The organism is Pedobacter sp. KACC 23697, from assembly GCF_045348445.1.
GTDB lineage: Bacteria > Bacteroidota > Bacteroidia > Sphingobacteriales > Sphingobacteriaceae > Pedobacter.
The window spans coordinates 2,882,873-2,898,715 of sequence record NZ_CP157485.1 but is presented as its reverse complement, the minus strand read 5'-3'; the positions used below and the strand labels follow the sequence as shown (position 1 = coordinate 2,898,715).

Genomic DNA, 15,843 nt, shown 5'->3' with positions numbered 1-15,843 from the left:
TTTTACCATTACGAAAATTAAGATAATTAAGGAATTACTTAAAACATAATGTCTTAATTTCTTAATTTATCGCTGGGCAATACCAAAACGGAACTGCTTCATAAATATCGCATTTACGAAGAATTTGGCGTGAAAGAATATGGGGTGGTGAGCCAGTGAGATAGGAGTATATTGATCTATACTTTAAATGAGATGGGTAAATTTCAGCCTTCTAAAATATTCACGCTAAGTGAAAAAAAATACATCAACCGTATTGCCGGGTTTTGAACTGGCTTTGGATGATGTTGAGTAAGGATTTTATGAAACTGGATGATTAAGTCTTGCTTTGCATAGACTAATTTTTCAAAACCTGATTGATGTGGTGGCCCGACTTCAGGTCTGGGTTACAGACCACAGCAAGGACATATAAAATGCTGTGCTTGCTTTCCAAAAAACTAACACCCTTATCTGTGCATACACTCATCTGAAGTTCACCTGCATTAGTCTTTCAGCTTTCCGCTTATCCGGGCTTTGGGCTTTCAGCTTAATTAGCTATTTTTGGGCTTTTATAACAATTTTCATGAGCATTTCCACCAAGTACAATCCTGCAGAAACAGAAGATAAATGGTATAGCTATTGGCTATCTAAAAAGTTTTTTCACTCAGAACCTGATGAGCGCGAACCTTACACCATCGTCATTCCGCCTCCAAACGTCACAGGTGTACTGCACATGGGGCATATGCTCAACAATACCATTCAGGATGTATTGATCCGTAAAGCCCGTATGCAAGGTAAAAATGCTTGCTGGGTGCCTGGCACCGACCATGCTTCTATTGCTACCGAAGCAAAAGTGGTAGCGATGTTAAAAGAGCAGGGAATTGATAAAAAAGACCTTTCGCGTGAAGAATTTCTGAAATATGCCTGGGAGTGGAAAGAGAAATATGGTGGCATTATTTTAGAACAGCTAAAAAAATTGGGTGCAAGCTGCGATTGGGACCGTACCCGTTTTACTATGGAAGAAGATCTTTCTGAAGCGGTGATCGATTCATTTATCCACCTGTACAAAAAAGGATGGATTTATCGTGGGATCCGTATGGTGAACTGGGATCCGGCTGGTAAAACTGCAGTTTCTGATGAAGAAGTGATCCGTAAGGAAGTAAATCAGAAATTATATTACATCAAATACCTGATTTCGGGAACGGAAGATCAGTTTTTAACTATTGCAACCACCCGTCCGGAGACAATTATGGCCGATGCAGCCATCTGTATCAACCCGAACGATGAACGTTTTACGCATTTAAAAGGTAAAAAGGTTTTCGTACCTCTGGTTAACCACGAAATTCCGGTTATTGAAGATGAATATGTAGATATTGAATTTGGAACGGGTTGTTTAAAAGTTACCCCTGCACACGATCTGAACGATTATGAACTGGGTGTTAAGCACAATTTACCTGTTACCGATATTTTAAATGACGATGGCACTTTAAATGAACTGGCCGTTATTTTAGTAGGCGAAGACAGGTTTGTTGCCCGTAAGAAAATTGCCAAAATGTTGGAAGAGGCTGGCCATTTAGAGAAAGTGGAAGATTATAAATCGCAGGTTGGTTTTTCTGAACGTACGGATGCCGCCATCGAGCCAAAACTTTCGATGCAATGGTTTGTGAAGATGAAAGAAATGGCCCAGCCAGCATTGGATGACGTGCTGAATGGAGAAGTAAACCTGATTCCGAATAAGTTTGAAAATACCTACCGTCACTGGATGGAAAATGTGCGCGACTGGAACATTAGCCGTCAGTTATGGTGGGGACAAAGAATTCCGGCCTGGTATGATGATAAAGGAAACTGGGTAGTAGCCAAAACCAAAGATGAGGCCTTAGAAGAATTCTGGAAGAAAAAACATCTGGACGAGAGTTGTTCTGATGCTGAAAAAACAGGGTTCAAACATCAGTTATCACCATTTTTAAGGCAGGATGATGATGTGATGGATACCTGGTTCTCTTCATGGTTGTGGCCGATTTCGGTTTTCGATGGCTTTAAAAATCCTGAAAATAAAGATATCAATTATTATTACCCAACCAACGATCTGGTTACGGCGCCTGAAATCTTGTTTTTCTGGGTAGCGCGTATGATTATGGCCGGACATGAGTTTATGGGCAAAAAGCCATTTACAAACGTATACTTAACCGGTATTGTACGCGATAAATTAGGCCGTAAAATGTCTAAATCGTTGGGTAACTCACCTGACCCGATCGGCTTGATTGAAAAATATGGTGCCGATGCGGTTCGTGTAGGTATGTTAATGTCATCACCTGCTGGTAATGACTTAATGTTTGATGAAAGCTATTGCGAACAGGGGCGTAATTTCGCCAGCAAAATCTGGAATGCTTTCCGTTTGGTAAAAGGATGGGAAGTTGACGAAAACCTGGTTAACCCTAATACTCAGGCCATATCCTGGTTCGAAAACCGCTTTAACGAGGCATTGGTAGAAATTGAAGCCAACTTTAAGCAATACCGTTTATCAGAAGCATTAATGATCACTTACAAACTGGTTTGGGATGATTTCTGTGCCTGGTATTTAGAAATGGTTAAACCTGCTTACCAACAGCCCATTGATGCCGAAAGTTATAAAGCTACAATTGCCTTTTTTGAAAACATCATCAAGTTATTGCACCCAAATATGCCTTTTATTACCGAAGAGTTATGGCATGATGATCTGTTTGGCGATCGTGCAGAAATGGATTGCTGTATTGTGGCCGAATTTCCTAAGGGCGGAACTTTTGATGAGCAATTATTGAAAGATGCCGAGGTAATTAAGGCAGTGATAGCCGAAATTAGAAATGTAAGGAACCAGAAGCAGATTTCTCCTAAAGAAGCATTGCCTTTAAGTATCAAAATAAATTCTGATCTCGATTATGAAAAATGGTTAAACATTGTTTTCAAATTAGCCAACGTATCAGAAGCGGAGATTGTAAACGATAAAATTGTTGGTGCAACAGCTTTTATGGCGGGTAAAGATGAATTCTTTATTCCACTGACTGAAAATGTTGATGTAGAGGCTGAGCGCGAACGTCTAAATGCTGATTTAGTATACCTGCAGGGTTTCTTGAAGTCCGTTGATGCCAAATTGAGCAACGAGCGTTTCGTGCAGAATGCAAAACCAGAAATTATTGCGAATGAACGCAACAAAAAAACCGACGCTGAAACTAAAATCAAAATTATTGAAGAAAGTTTAGCGGTTTTAGGCTAATAATAACTTGATATTGCGATCGTCATGCTGAATTTATTTCAGCATCCTTCTTGCTATTAAGACCCTGAAATAAATTCAGGGTGACGAGACTAATGTAAGCCCTTTAGATTTTTTCTAAAGGGCTTTCTTTTTTTACCCCTTCTCCATTTCACCTCATCCATTCTCCATCTTACATTTTCTGTTCCTTTCTAAATTGTTACCAAAGCCGGTCCTTTTTATTAAACTAAAAATCCTAATTTGGATGCTGTTAAACATGCTATCAATCGTTTAACTCATAAGCTATCTAACCTTATTTAAACCGTTTTATTCTATGGAAAATTCCAGAAGAAAATTTATTAAACAATCAGCAGTATTTGCTGCAGCAACCTATGCCGGCACCATGGGGATGAGTGCTAAAAGTTATGGACGTATCATTGGCGCAAATGATAGGGTACGTGTTGGTATTGTTGGATTTTCTGACCGTTTTAAAGACACCCTTTTACCTTGTTTTTTGAACCATAATAAGGAGCTGAACTTTGATATAGTAGGGCTTTCTGATCTTTGGAATTATCGTAGAGATTTAGGGATTGCGCATTTAAAAGAAAAATTTGGTCATGATATAAAAGCATGCCGCAACAATGATGAGCTTTATGCCACAAAAGATCTTGATGCGGTAATTATCAGTACCGCCGATTTTCAACATGCTTTACATACTATCGAGGCTGTAAAAGCCAATTGCGATGCCTACGTAGAAAAGCCTTTTGCCGAAACCATGGACGATGCCAAAGCTGCATTTAAAGCCGTTAAGGCCAGCAGGCAGATTGTGCAGATTGGCTCGCAAAGAAGAAGTGGAGAAAATTACATGAATGCGGCAAAATTTATACAGGAAGGCAAGTTCGGGCCGATTACTGCCGTAGATCTGGTATGGAATGTAAACCAGCCAGGCAGATGGCGCAGACCAGATTTAGTGGCTAAATTAAAAGAAGAAGATATTGATTGGAAAAGGTTTTTGTTAAATCGCCCTAATGAGGCTTTTGATCCGAGAAAATATTTGGAATATAGATTATTCTGGCCCTATTCTTCAGGTATGCCCGGGCAATGGATGAGCCACCAGATTGATACCGTGCATTGGTTTACCAATTTAAAACATCCACGGAGTGTAGTGGCAAACGGCGGTATTTACACCTGGAAGGATGGCCGCAGAAACTGGGATTCGATGGTTGCCGTATTCGATTATGGTCAGCCGGATACTACCGATGGTTTCCAGGTTACTTTTACTTCCAGAATGCAGAACAGTGTGGGTGATGTAGGTGAGGTTTATTACTCGAATGGTGGTGAGCTCAACCTGATGACCAATAAAGTGTCGCCAAAAGGCGGCCTTAGGGAAAGAGAGGCTGCAGCAATGGGATTAAAGGCTAATCTTTTGCCTGAATTTGATTTAAGTAAAACCGAAATTAAAGCCGCAACCGGTGCCAATATGGGCGGTGATGCCTTAACCTCCGGCCATATGCGTAACTGGATGGAATGTGTGCGTAGCCGTAAAACACCAAATGCCCCGGTTGAAGCGGGTTATTCGCATTCTGTTGCCAATATCATGACCAATGCTGCGGTACGCACGGGTGCAAAAGCAGTTTTCGATGAAGGCAAACAAGAAGTAATGGCGAACGGAAAAATATTTAAATATTAGTTTGCCGTCATGGCGAGGAAGAATGACGGCGCAATCTTTTTTGCAGAAAAACTGTTTTCCTGAAGTTTGGAACAAACCGTTTTTGTAATAATTAAAGACTATAAAATCTCATAAACCTATCATGTTAAATATCAAAAAATATAGTATTCTAGCCCTTTCCCTGATCAGCCTTTCAGCCGCTGCCCAAAAAGCAAAACCATTGTTTGATGGTAAAACACTAACGGGTTGGAAAGCCGTTGCAGGTGCAGCACCTTATAAAGTTGAAGATGGGATGATTGTGGGAACTATGACCAAAGGCACACCCAATTCGTTCTTAATCACTGAAAAAGAATATGGCGATTTCATTTTGGAACTGGATGTGAAACTGGAAGGCGAAACCACCAACTCTGGTGTGCAAACCCGTAGCCATATTAAACCAGAAGGAAATAATGGTAAAGGATTGGTTTTTGGGAGGCAGGTAGAAATAGACCCTACACCAAGAGCATGGACAGGTGGAATTTACGACGAAGCCAGAAGATTGTGGTTATATCCTCTGGAACTTAATCCAGCGGCAAAACCTTTGTACAAAAAGAATGAGTTTAACCATTACAAAATCGAATGCATTGGCAACGAACTTAAAACCTGGGTTAATGGAACACCTGTTGCCTATGTGATTGATACTTTGGATCAATCAGGATTTATCGGTCTGCAGGTGCATGGCATCGGCAATAATCTCGATAATGATGGCAAGAAAGTTTATTTCAAAAATATCAACATTCAAACCGAAGGGCTAAAGAGCAAAGCATTTCCTAAAGGAATTTATACGGTTAATTTAACCCCGAATACCTTATCTGCTTATGAAAAATCGGAAGGGTATAAACTGTTATTTGATGGTAAAAGCAGTACAGGTTGGGTTGGTGCTTATAAAACTACTTTCCCTGCCAAAGGTTGGAAAATTGCCGATGGCATAATCAGCGTAGAGCCTTCTGGCGGTGCCGAATCGACCAACGGTGGAGATATTGTGACCAGGGATGAGTATGCTGCTTTTGATTTGTCGTTCGAGTTTAAACTGACACCGGGAGCCAATAGCGGGGTGAAATATTTTGTTACCCTGAGCGAAAATAACAAAGGTTCGGCTATTGGCCTGGAATACCAGGTTTTAGATGACGAACTGCATCCTGACGCCAAGTTAGGCAGAGATGGAAACCGCACTTTAGCATCCCTGTATGATTTGATCACCTCGAAAAAAGAAGCCCGTTACCTGCGCCCAATAGGCAGCTGGAACAATGGCCGCGTGGTAGTATATCCAAATAATAAAGTTGAACATTATTTAAATGGGGTTAAAGTGTTAGAATATACACGTGGTTCTGAAGAATTTAAAAAATTGGTAGCCATTAGTAAATATAAAGACTGGAAAAACTTTGGTGAAGCCCCAAAAGGACATATCCTGCTGCAGGATCATGGCAATAAAGTAGATTTCAGGACCATTAAAATCAAGAATTTATAACCTGAGTTCGATTAATATTTATGCGTTTTGATTAGTTTTAGTCTACTTTTCTTAACGCGATCGTCATGCTGAATTTATTTCAGCATCTTTCTTGCTATATAGACCCTGAAATAAATTCAGGGTGACGACTGTGAGCTAAAAATATCCGAGAAAACTTTTAAGCCAATATTAATAATCCAATTTTGGTTTTCTATATTAATCTGTGGTTAAATATATTTACGAATAAAGAAATAAAACATTAACATATCATGCATCGTCGATCTTTTGTTAAAACATCAGCCCTAATAAGTTCTGGATTACTTTTGGGCAAGCAGGGTTTTGCCAATTTAGCAGCTGATGAAATTATTAATGTGGCCATGATTGGTTGTGGCGATCGCGGTAAGGGAGTATTGTCGGTAATTAAATCTATGCCGGATAAATATAAGATCAAAGCCTATTGCGATCTGCTCGATTTCAGGCTTAGGGAAACCGAAAAGTATGTCCCGGCTGATGCTAAAGCCATTAAAGATTACCGCAGGGTTTTAGCTGACAAAACAATCGATGCGGTTTTTATTGCTACACCCTTAAGCGAGCATTTCGGCATTGCAAAAGATGCCGTGCTGGCCGGTAAACATGTCTATGTAGAAAAAACCATGACTTACAATATCGTCCAGGCACTTGAACTTAAGAAACTGGTTAAACGATACCCTAATCAGGTTTTTCAGGTGGGTTATCAATACCGTTATTCGCCACTATATTTTAAAGTGAAAGAGATGATTCAGAGTGGTTACCTGGGCAAGGTTAGCCAGATCGATTGCCGTTGGGACCGTAACGGTAACTGGCGCAGGGCTGTTCCGGATCCGGCTTTAGAACGAAAAATCAACTGGCGGATGTACAAAGAATATTCTGGCGGATTGGCTGCCGAGCTGCTTTCACACCAGATCGATTTTATCAACTGGGCTTTCGAAACGCAGCCTGATGAAATTATGGGCTCGGGTGGCATAGATGTTTTTAAGGATGGCAGAGAAACTTATGATAACATTCAGGCCATTTTGCGGTATAATGAAAAAGGTATGATTGGCAATTTCGGGGCGACTTGTGGCAATGCACACGATGGTTACCTGTTTAAAATAAAAGGTACGAAAGGTTCGGTTTCCCTGCTAACCAATACTGGCTTATTTTATCCTGAAGAGCGTGCCAAAAAAGAATTGGGTATTGTTGATGGCGTAACCGGGGCAACGAAAATTGTGGTGAATAAAGACGGCGGAATCCCGATTTTGGATAAAGCCACCATTGATGGTACAAATTATGCACTCGATGAATTTTATAAATCGATCACCACAAAGCTAGAGCCTGCATCAAACATTAATACCGGAACGCAGGCCGCTATATGCGTGGCGATGTGTAATGAGGCGATTTATAGTGGTAATAAACAGGTTTGGAAGCCCGAGTATAGTGTTTAGACCATATTCTCGTTTGTCATTCTGAACGATTGAAGAACCCGGAGGCTCTGCGAAGCAAATCTTTTTTCTATTGGTTGGTGCCCCAGTAAAAGAGTTTAATGCTCGTGATTTTTTTGGAAAGCAATTGCAGTGTTTTGTTTTAAAGTTAGTCCTGCTTTTCATTACAAGTCCTCGCTGCGCTGTGGGCTTTACATTTCAATCAGGTTTAAATATGTAGGGCTTTTGCTGCTATTGAAGGATATAGCATAATTCAGAAAGAAATTACTCCTGCGTATTGCAACCCCTAATTGCCTTGCTGCCTGTGCCACCTAAACCCGATCGAAGCGGGATGCCTCCCGATTTTACATCGGGATCAATCGGCAGAAGCGGGAGCGGGACTGGATAAACCTAAATGCCACTGTTTCTGCTTTCCAAAAAAACATTACAAGACATTGATACCTTTTTAAGATCGCTTCGCAATTCTTAATAATGGTCAATAAAAATCCTTCACTACGTTCAGGATGACAAAAAAGGAAATTCTTGCACTACAGCCCCAAATATTCCATTCGGGCGTGATTCTTAGTGCTTATTGCCTATGCATTGGCCAGACTTGTGCCTTCGCAGTATGTTAAAGACTATTAGTCAAAGCACATTTATCCAGCCTGCTTGCCTGTGCACGAAGACTCGCGCTAGTGAGGACACCAACCGAAAGATGAGTGTTAGGCTGCGCGAGATCGTCATTCCCAATCCGGATTTTGAACCGTAGCGCAGCGGTTTAAGATTCCCGCCTGCGCGGGAATGACGACCGTGCTAACGGATTCTGTCATCGGTAGTGTAGTCAAAGGACAAAAAAGGATTTTCGTGTCAGTCATATTTAAACTGGTAAGGCTTTTGCTGCTATTGAAGGATATAGCATAATTCAGAAAGATATTACTCCTGCGTATTGCAACCCCTAATTGCCTTGCCGGCTGTGCCACCTAAACCCGATCGAAGCGGGATGCCTCCCGATTTTACATCGGGATCAATCGGCAGAAGCGGGAGCGGGACTGGATAAACCTAAATGCCACTGTTTCTGCTTTCCAAAAAAAACATTACAATACATTGATACCTTTTTAAGATCGCTTCGCAATTCATAATAGTGGTCAATAAAGATTCTTCACTACGTTCAGGATGACAAAAAAGGAAATTCTTGCACTAAAGGCCCAAATATTCAGGCATTTCTTCTACAAAGTTAAAGCTGCCCTTTTCCATATCCATCCTGGCATAAACATGTTGCAAACCATTGGTTAGCACAATCCACCTGGCCTGATGTATCGAATTATACCGCGAGGCCTGATCAAAAACCGATGGTGTAATTTTTACCTTCGGAGCCTTACATTCAATCAGCATCAGTTTTTCGCCAGCGGTATTGTAAACCAAAATATCGCTTCGTTTTTGTAATTGATTTAACACCAGGCCACCTTCAATCTGAATCAATGTACGCGGGAATTTCTTCTCCAAAATCAGATTCTGGATAAAATGCTGACGCACCCACTCTTCGGGGGTAAGCACCAGGTGTTTCTTCCTCAGCTCATCGAAAATAAAAACCACATCATCCTTTTGGGTAATTTTAAATGGGTAGGGCGGAAGGTTAAGCGGGGTAGGAGTGAACATTTTCAGTTTTCAGTTGGCAGTTTTCAGTTGGCAGTTTTCAGTTGGCAATTTTCGGTTTGCAGTTAACAGTGCTAGGTCACTTAACAATGCAACAATAAAACAATTTATCAATTAATGCAGCTTCAAAGGTAGTTAATTTTGGAATATCCAGCTAAGCACTCTATCTGATATCTCCAATCTCACTTCTCCAATCTCATATCTTTAAATTATAAACATTTACCCAAATCCTTAAACCTAAATTGTAATTTTACAGGCAATGACAGCTGCCGAAATTATTAAAGATATCAAAGCCCGAAAGTTTAAACCTGTGTACTTACTGCATGGTGAAGAATCTTATTATATTGATCAGGTAACCGATTATATCGAAGATAAGCTGCTGAATGATGCCGAAAAAGGTTTTAATCAGACGGTTTTGTATGGAAAAGATACCGATATGGCTACGGTTTTGGGTGCTGCAAAACGTTACCCTATGATGTCAGATTACCAGGTAGTGATTGTTAAAGAAGCGCAGGATTTAAAGTGGGGTAAAGAAGATAGTTCAAAAGAAGGCGAATTCGTACTCAATTATTTCGAAAAACCACTACCCAGTACCATTTTGGTGCTGGCTTATAAATACGCCAATTTCGATAAACGTAAAAAAATCTATAAAGCCATTAATAAAAGCGGATTGATTTTTCAGTCAGATCCCGTTCGCGATTATAAGCTGGTACCCTGGATTGAAGAATTTGTTAAAGAAAAAGGTTATAAGATCGACCAGCAGGCATCGACACTAATGGCTGAGTATCTGGGAACAGATCTTTCTAAAATTGCGAACGAAATAGAAAAGTTGATGCTCAATGTTTCGAAAGAAGTAACCATCAATACCGATCTGGTTCAGAAAAATATAGGCATTAGTAAAGAATATAACGTTTTCGAATTACAGAAAGCACTGGCCATCCGCGATGTGCTAAAATGCAATAAAATTATCAATTACTTCGCCAGCAACCCCAAAGCCAATCCAACTGTAATGGTTTTGGCCAATTTAGGTGGTTATTTTACCAAGCTCCTCAAATATCATTATATCCCAAATAAGGCCGATGCTGCATCCGCTTTGGGCGTGCCTCCGTTTTTTATCAAAGATTATGAAGTAGCGGCAAGAAATTACCATACCGGTAAAGTTTTCCAGGTGATCAGTTTACTCCGGGAATATGATTTAAAAAGCAAAGGATTAGATAGTACCGGCAATGTAGATGATGGAGAACTCTTAAAAGAATTGGTATTTAAGATTGTTCATTAAGCATCACGAACCCATTCCTTAATCATAATACAAGCATAGTAGAGAATCTATCTGCTAGATCTTGTAATGACCTTGCCTTTTCTGCTCGCCGCGAAATGATGAGATTGCCCACATATGAAAGTAAAAACTAATGGATCATTAAGCTAAATTTATACGTTTTTAGTAAAAGGTTTTACCAGTTTATGGCCTAATTGTGCTATCGTTTGTCTTATTTAAATTTAACTTTAATTAGTTGTAAATTAACTTATTGTGTGGTTTGCGGGTGATTGTTTTTGTAAACTGGCATGCTAATGATATATTTGTTATGCAACCGATTGTTTTGTTGCGCCTTAACCAGATGAAAATTATGATCTATAAACGAATGATGTGCTGCCTCGCACTTATCACCTGCTGTGCAGCCTATTCTATGGCCCAAAATGCCAATCCTTATGTCATCAATGTAACAACCAAACCGTATTTATTGCGAAGCTTCCTGATGTTTGAAGGGAAAAAACGCACCCATGTCATTTCGGTCGGTACGCCAGAAAAGGTAAATTATGCCTATGATCTGAAACAGGGTGCCCTGCTGGAGCTATGGCGCGGAGATTTTATAGATGTAAGAGAAATGTGGGAGGATAGGGGAGAACCTCAGCTGGCTAAGCCTTTAGGGACCGTTTTACCATTCTCTGCTGCACCTGCCCTTGCTGTGCTGGCCGACAAGGATGCCGCATGGCCGGATTCCATTGCATTTGACGATCTACAAACCCAGGGCTATGTTTTAGATAAAAGCAAAATGCCTACATTTTTATACACGGCAAATGGGGCCGATGTAAGCGATAAAATAGCCGTTCTTGATGGTGGTAAAGCATTCAGCCGTACCATTGGCATTAGCAATGGCAAGCAACCACTTTATTGTCGTATTGCAGTTGGGCCAAATATCGAAGCGCATAAAAACAATAGTTATGTTGTTGGCGACAAAGCTTATACCATAAAAGTTGCCGATGGTACAAAAGCTTTCATCAGGAAAACCCAAAAGGGTAAAGAACTGCTGGTACAACTGGCCAATGCTACTGATTCATTAACCTACTCCATAACCTGGTAATCAAGACATGAAAAAATCAACATACTTATTGTCGCTTTTGTTGCTGGGCACTGGCTTGGTAACGGTAAAAGCACAAACACAAACAGAGAAACAGATTTATCCTATCGTAACCGTTCCCATTCCGAAAGAAATTGCACTTGAAGTGGGCGGAATGACTTTTTTACCTAACGATGAACTGGCTGTGGCTACCCGTAAAGGTGAAGTCTGGATCATTACCAACCCATACATGAAGGATGGGCAACAGCCAAAATACCGCTTGTTTGCGCATGGCATGCACGAAATTTTGGGCTTAAATTATATCAAAGGAGATATTTACCTTACTCAGCGCGCTGAGATTACACGCCTGCGCGATCTGGATGGGGATGGAGAAGCCGATGAATACCGCACCATGTATTCGTGGCCGCTATCTGGCAATTACCACGAATATGCCTATGGTCCGATGTTGGATAAAGATGGCAATATGGTAGTTACACTTAACCTGGGTTGGATTGGTTACGGCGCCAGTTTATCTAAATGGCATGGCTGGATGCTCAAATTTACACCAGACTTCAAAATGAAACCATTTGCAACCGGTTTTCGCTCGCCTGCAGCAATGGCACTGAATAACGATGGCGAAATATTTTACGCTGAAAACCAGGGCGACTGGGTAGGCTCTGGTAGCATTACCCACGTAGCGGAAGGCGATTTTGTAGGTAATCCTGCGGGCCTGGTATGGGCAGGTGAGCCTGGTTCGCCGGTTAAGCTGCGTAAACAAGATATTCCCGATACCGGCGAACCCGAATTTGAGGTAGCCAAAAGGGTACCTGGATTAAAAACCCCTTCGGTGTGGATTCCGCATTCTATTATGGGCAACTCTACATCCGGTATCCTCAATTATACTGATAATGGCAATATGGGGCCTTTTAAAGGACAACTTTTTGTTGGCGACCAAGCACAGAGTAATATCAACAGGGTATTTTTAGAAAAAGTTAAAGGCGTATACCAGGGTGTGGTATTTCCGTTCCGCAGGGGATTTTCTTCAGGTATCCTCCGGATGAACTGGGGCTCAGATGGTAGTATGCTGGTGGGGATGACTTCAAGAGGATGGTCATCAACAGGCAAAGCCGAATATGGGCTGCAGCGTTTAACCTGGTCGGGTATTATGCCCTTTGAGGTGCAAACGGTAAAAGCGCAGCCCGATGGTTTCGAGCTGGAGTTTACCATGCCGGTTGATGAAAAAACAGCCCGCGATGCCGGCGCTTATAAACTCTCTACTTTTATTTATAAATACCACCATATTTACGGTAGTCCGGTCATTAATCAATCGGCACGTAGTATTAAAGCCATTGTGGTTTCTCCCGACCATAAAAAGGTACGCCTGGTGTTGGATAGTTTAAAAGAAGGTTATATCCATGAAATCAAAATGGAAGGCTTACGTGCAGAAAACGGCAATATTCCTTTATTGCACAATTATGGATATTATACCATGAATAAGATTCCTGACGGAGAAAAGCTGGCGCTAACTGCCGAAAATAAACCCACAGGCAACGCGCCGGCCGCACATCATATGGAGGGTATGGACCATCACCAGATGGGCAATATGCCTGCAGCGGGCGGTGCTGTCAAGGGCAATACCGATATTACGAAACACGTAACACAACAGCCCGAAACCTGGACAAAAGGACCAGAGAAAACGATTGTATTGGGCACCAAGCCAGGACTTAAATTTGATTTGACCAATATTACCCTGAAGGCAGGTACCAAAGTAAAACTAACCTTCAAAAATGTTGATGATATGCTGCACAATTTTGTGCTCACTATGCCGGCATCAGGTAATGCGGTAGGAGAAATGGCCTTGAAAATGGGCCTTGATGGCGAAAAGTATGATTTTGTTCCGGCAACACCTAAGGTATTGGCTTATACCTCATTGCTACAGCCGGGAAAATCAGATACGATTTATTTTACCGTGCCTAACAAACCTGGCATATATCCTTTTATTTGTACCTATCCTGGCCATTATATGGTAATGAAAGGCCAGATTAAAGTGATTAAATAAGATTATCGATATGTTTTGTGGGATACAGATCATGGCGCGTAGCGTTATAGATTCTGTTCTCTTTTGTATTGTCATCCTGAGGAATAATTTATGGTATAAAAATCAATATGAGTGACGTTTTTTCCTTCGCACAAGTCTTGCCTCGGCTCGCCGCCGCCGAAGGGCTCTTACTTTTTGGCATCAAAAAGTAACAAAAAATGCCGGCTGAAAATTTTTCTTTTGAAGGCAGTAGTATGGCTGGAGCAGTGCAGTCCGAAAAATTTATTAGGCCGGATTGAAGTAGAACGGTGATACGGTGCTATGGCCTAGCTATACGTAAATGCATTATGCCACAATAGCCAACTCGATTGGGAATCGTAATGCAAGCGCTTTAAGGTTCCCGCATGCGCGGGAATGACGGGCGTGTTAATGGATTCTGTCTATTGTAGCGCAGCGAAGAATCTTTCTCATTCTGTCGCGAGTCTTAGCGCTCATTGCCTACGCATTGGCCCGACTTGTGCCTAAGCAGTATTTTAAAGACTATTAATCAATAGCACAAGTCATCCAGCGCGCCTGCCTGTACGCTAGGACTCGCGCTAGTGAGGGGTTATTGACTCTATTCTCTGTTGCATTGTCATCCTTGAGCGAAGCGAAGGATCTTTTTTGAACAGAATTAGCGTAATAGGCTTGTGAGGATGGCAAAATTGCGTCCGTATGGAAAGGATTCTTCACTGCGTTCAGAATGACAAGTTAGAGGAGAGGAATTCCAGCAGACCGTTGGTTTTTCACAAATCATTAAATGGGATAGTATCCCATTCTTGCGCGAGTCTTAGCGCTTATTGCCTACGCATTGGCCCGACTTGTGCCTAAGCAAGTAGTAAGGGGCCAAATTTATTTCAATAAGATCCTGAAACAAGTTCAGGATGACGATTCTTCGATGACATTGGATTCCACTAGCAGGTGAATTTAACCAGAGCCACTATTTTTTCTGGCCTGATACCATGATAAAAGGTTTAGTGATTTACTCTCCTTTTTGATCGATTATCGTTTCAATTAATTTCTTTACTTAAATATTGGCAAATCCCCATTCTTGCGCGAGTCTTAGCGCTTATTGCCTACGCATTGGCCCGACTTGTGCCTAAGCAGGCTAGTAAGGGGCCAAATTTATTTCAATAAGATCCTGAAACAAGTTCAGGATGACGATCCTTCGATGACATTGGATTCCAATAGCAGGTGAATTTAACCAGAGCCACTATTTTTTCTGGCCTGATACCATGATAAAAGGTTTATTGATTTCCTTTCCGTTTTGATCGGTAATTGTTTCTGTCATTTCCTTTGCCTCAATATTGGTAAATCCCGATTTTTTGAAAAATGTTTTTACTTCATCAATTTCGTAAAATGTGAAATCGAGCTGTGTCCAGGGTAGGTGGGCGCCAAAGTTTTTCTCAACAAAGGCAAGATTCATTTTTCCGCCTGATTTTAATACGCGATAGCTCTCAGTCAAGTACTTTATAGGGTCGGGCCAAAAATAAATGGTGTTGGCTGTAAAACAATAATCAAATGAATTATCATCGAAATCGAGTTGATTATCTGTTGTTTTAATTAATTCTATGGCATTACCATTAGCTTCATCAATAGAAAAGGCCGAATTAGTTAAGGCTTCGGTATGATAAGTGCCAGAATAACTGATGTTTTCTGCCTTCTGCAGCAGATAAGTAAGATGTTCTAAGCTAGCCAGGTCGATTTCCAACACATTTTCTTTCTTTTTTAAAGGTAAACCTTGTATAAGTTTAAAAATCAGACTGTTTTTGGGTGGTAGAACGTCAGTTTTTAATTTTAGGGTTAATGTGTTTTGGTCTTCTTGCTTGTCCATAATCAACGGTTAATCTCTTGCGGTGCATTTCGCAATTCGGGCAAAATTGAAAAATACCTGCTTCGTGCTTTTACACCAAAGGGATTTTCTTTTGCAAAAAACCGAAATGTGGATAATCCCATTACATTAGTTCGGCATTTTTTGTGA

9 protein-coding genes are annotated in these 15,843 nt (G+C 41.0%); 7 read left to right on the top strand and 2 right to left on the bottom strand.

Translation table 11 applies throughout. From position 1 onward, the window contains the following. Positions 1–559: 559 nt before the first annotated feature. From ABEG20_RS11565 to ABEG20_RS11550, 4 genes are all read left to right on the top strand, one after another. Positions 560–3,226, top strand: coding sequence for a valine--tRNA ligase (locus ABEG20_RS11565; RefSeq protein WP_406823500.1), 2,667 nt, complete (start codon positions 560–562; stop codon positions 3,224–3,226). A gap of 310 nt (positions 3,227–3,536) precedes the next feature. Then, positions 3,537–4,892 carry a Gfo/Idh/MocA family protein gene (locus tag ABEG20_RS11560; RefSeq protein WP_406823499.1) on the top strand — a complete coding sequence of 452 codons (1,356 nt, stop codon included), beginning with the start codon at positions 3,537–3,539 and terminating at the stop codon, positions 4,890–4,892. A gap of 121 nt (positions 4,893–5,013) precedes the next feature. Then, positions 5,014–6,378: a DUF1080 domain-containing protein gene (locus tag ABEG20_RS11555; protein ID WP_406823498.1), complete on the top strand. Its 1,365-nt coding sequence runs from the start codon at positions 5,014–5,016 to the stop codon at positions 6,376–6,378. A gap of 248 nt (positions 6,379–6,626) precedes the next feature. After that, positions 6,627–7,820 carry a Gfo/Idh/MocA family protein gene (locus ABEG20_RS11550; protein WP_406823497.1) on the top strand — a complete coding sequence of 398 codons (1,194 nt, stop codon included), beginning with the start codon at positions 6,627–6,629 and terminating at the stop codon, positions 7,818–7,820. Positions 7,821–8,993: 1,173 nt separating this feature from the next. Here ABEG20_RS11550 and ABEG20_RS11545 read toward each other — a convergent pair. Further along, the gene (locus ABEG20_RS11545) at positions 8,994–9,452 is read right to left on the bottom strand and encodes a type I restriction enzyme HsdR N-terminal domain-containing protein (RefSeq protein WP_406823496.1); all 459 of its coding nucleotides are present in this window, start codon (positions 9,450–9,452) and stop codon (positions 8,994–8,996) included. Positions 9,453–9,708: 256 nt separating this feature from the next. Here ABEG20_RS11545 and holA point away from each other — a divergent pair, with 256 nt between their 5' ends. The 3 genes from holA to ABEG20_RS11530 all read left to right on the top strand — a co-directional run bounded on the left by holA (position 9,709) and on the right by ABEG20_RS11530 (position 13,844). Next, a complete protein-coding gene (holA, locus tag ABEG20_RS11540; RefSeq protein WP_406823495.1) occupies positions 9,709–10,728 on the top strand; it encodes a DNA polymerase III subunit delta in 1,020 nt (339 codons plus the stop codon). Positions 10,729–11,065: 337 nt separating this feature from the next. Beyond that, positions 11,066–11,809, top strand: coding sequence for a hypothetical protein (locus ABEG20_RS11535; protein ID WP_406823494.1), 744 nt, complete (start codon positions 11,066–11,068; stop codon positions 11,807–11,809). A 7-nt stretch (positions 11,810–11,816) separates the two neighbouring features. After that, entirely contained in the window at positions 11,817–13,844 is a 2,028-nt protein-coding gene (locus ABEG20_RS11530) for a plastocyanin/azurin family copper-binding protein (protein ID WP_406823493.1), read from the top strand. A 1,231-nt stretch (positions 13,845–15,075) separates the two neighbouring features. Here ABEG20_RS11530 and ABEG20_RS11525 read toward each other — a convergent pair. After that, positions 15,076–15,696 carry a class I SAM-dependent methyltransferase gene (locus ABEG20_RS11525; protein ID WP_406823492.1) on the bottom strand — a complete coding sequence of 207 codons (621 nt, stop codon included), beginning with the start codon at positions 15,694–15,696 and terminating at the stop codon, positions 15,076–15,078. Positions 15,697–15,843 lie beyond the last annotated feature (147 nt).

Coding starts and splice junctions, on each gene's coding strand:
- ABEG20_RS11560 (WP_406823499.1), top strand. CDS start 3,537: ATGGAAAATTCCAGAAGAAAATTTATTAAACAATCAGCAGTATTTGCT.
- ABEG20_RS11525 (WP_406823492.1), bottom strand. CDS start 15,696: ATGGACAAGCAAGAAGACCAAAACACATTAACCCTAAAATTAAAAACT.
- ABEG20_RS11545 (WP_406823496.1), bottom strand. CDS start 9,452: ATGTTCACTCCTACCCCGCTTAACCTTCCGCCCTACCCATTTAAAATT.
- ABEG20_RS11530 (WP_406823493.1), top strand. CDS start 11,817: ATGAAAAAATCAACATACTTATTGTCGCTTTTGTTGCTGGGCACTGGC.
- ABEG20_RS11565 (WP_406823500.1), top strand. CDS start 560: ATGAGCATTTCCACCAAGTACAATCCTGCAGAAACAGAAGATAAATGG.
- ABEG20_RS11535 (WP_406823494.1), top strand. CDS start 11,066: ATGAAAATTATGATCTATAAACGAATGATGTGCTGCCTCGCACTTATC.
- holA (WP_406823495.1), top strand. CDS start 9,709: ATGACAGCTGCCGAAATTATTAAAGATATCAAAGCCCGAAAGTTTAAA.
- ABEG20_RS11550 (WP_406823497.1), top strand. CDS start 6,627: ATGCATCGTCGATCTTTTGTTAAAACATCAGCCCTAATAAGTTCTGGA.
- ABEG20_RS11555 (WP_406823498.1), top strand. CDS start 5,014: ATGTTAAATATCAAAAAATATAGTATTCTAGCCCTTTCCCTGATCAGC.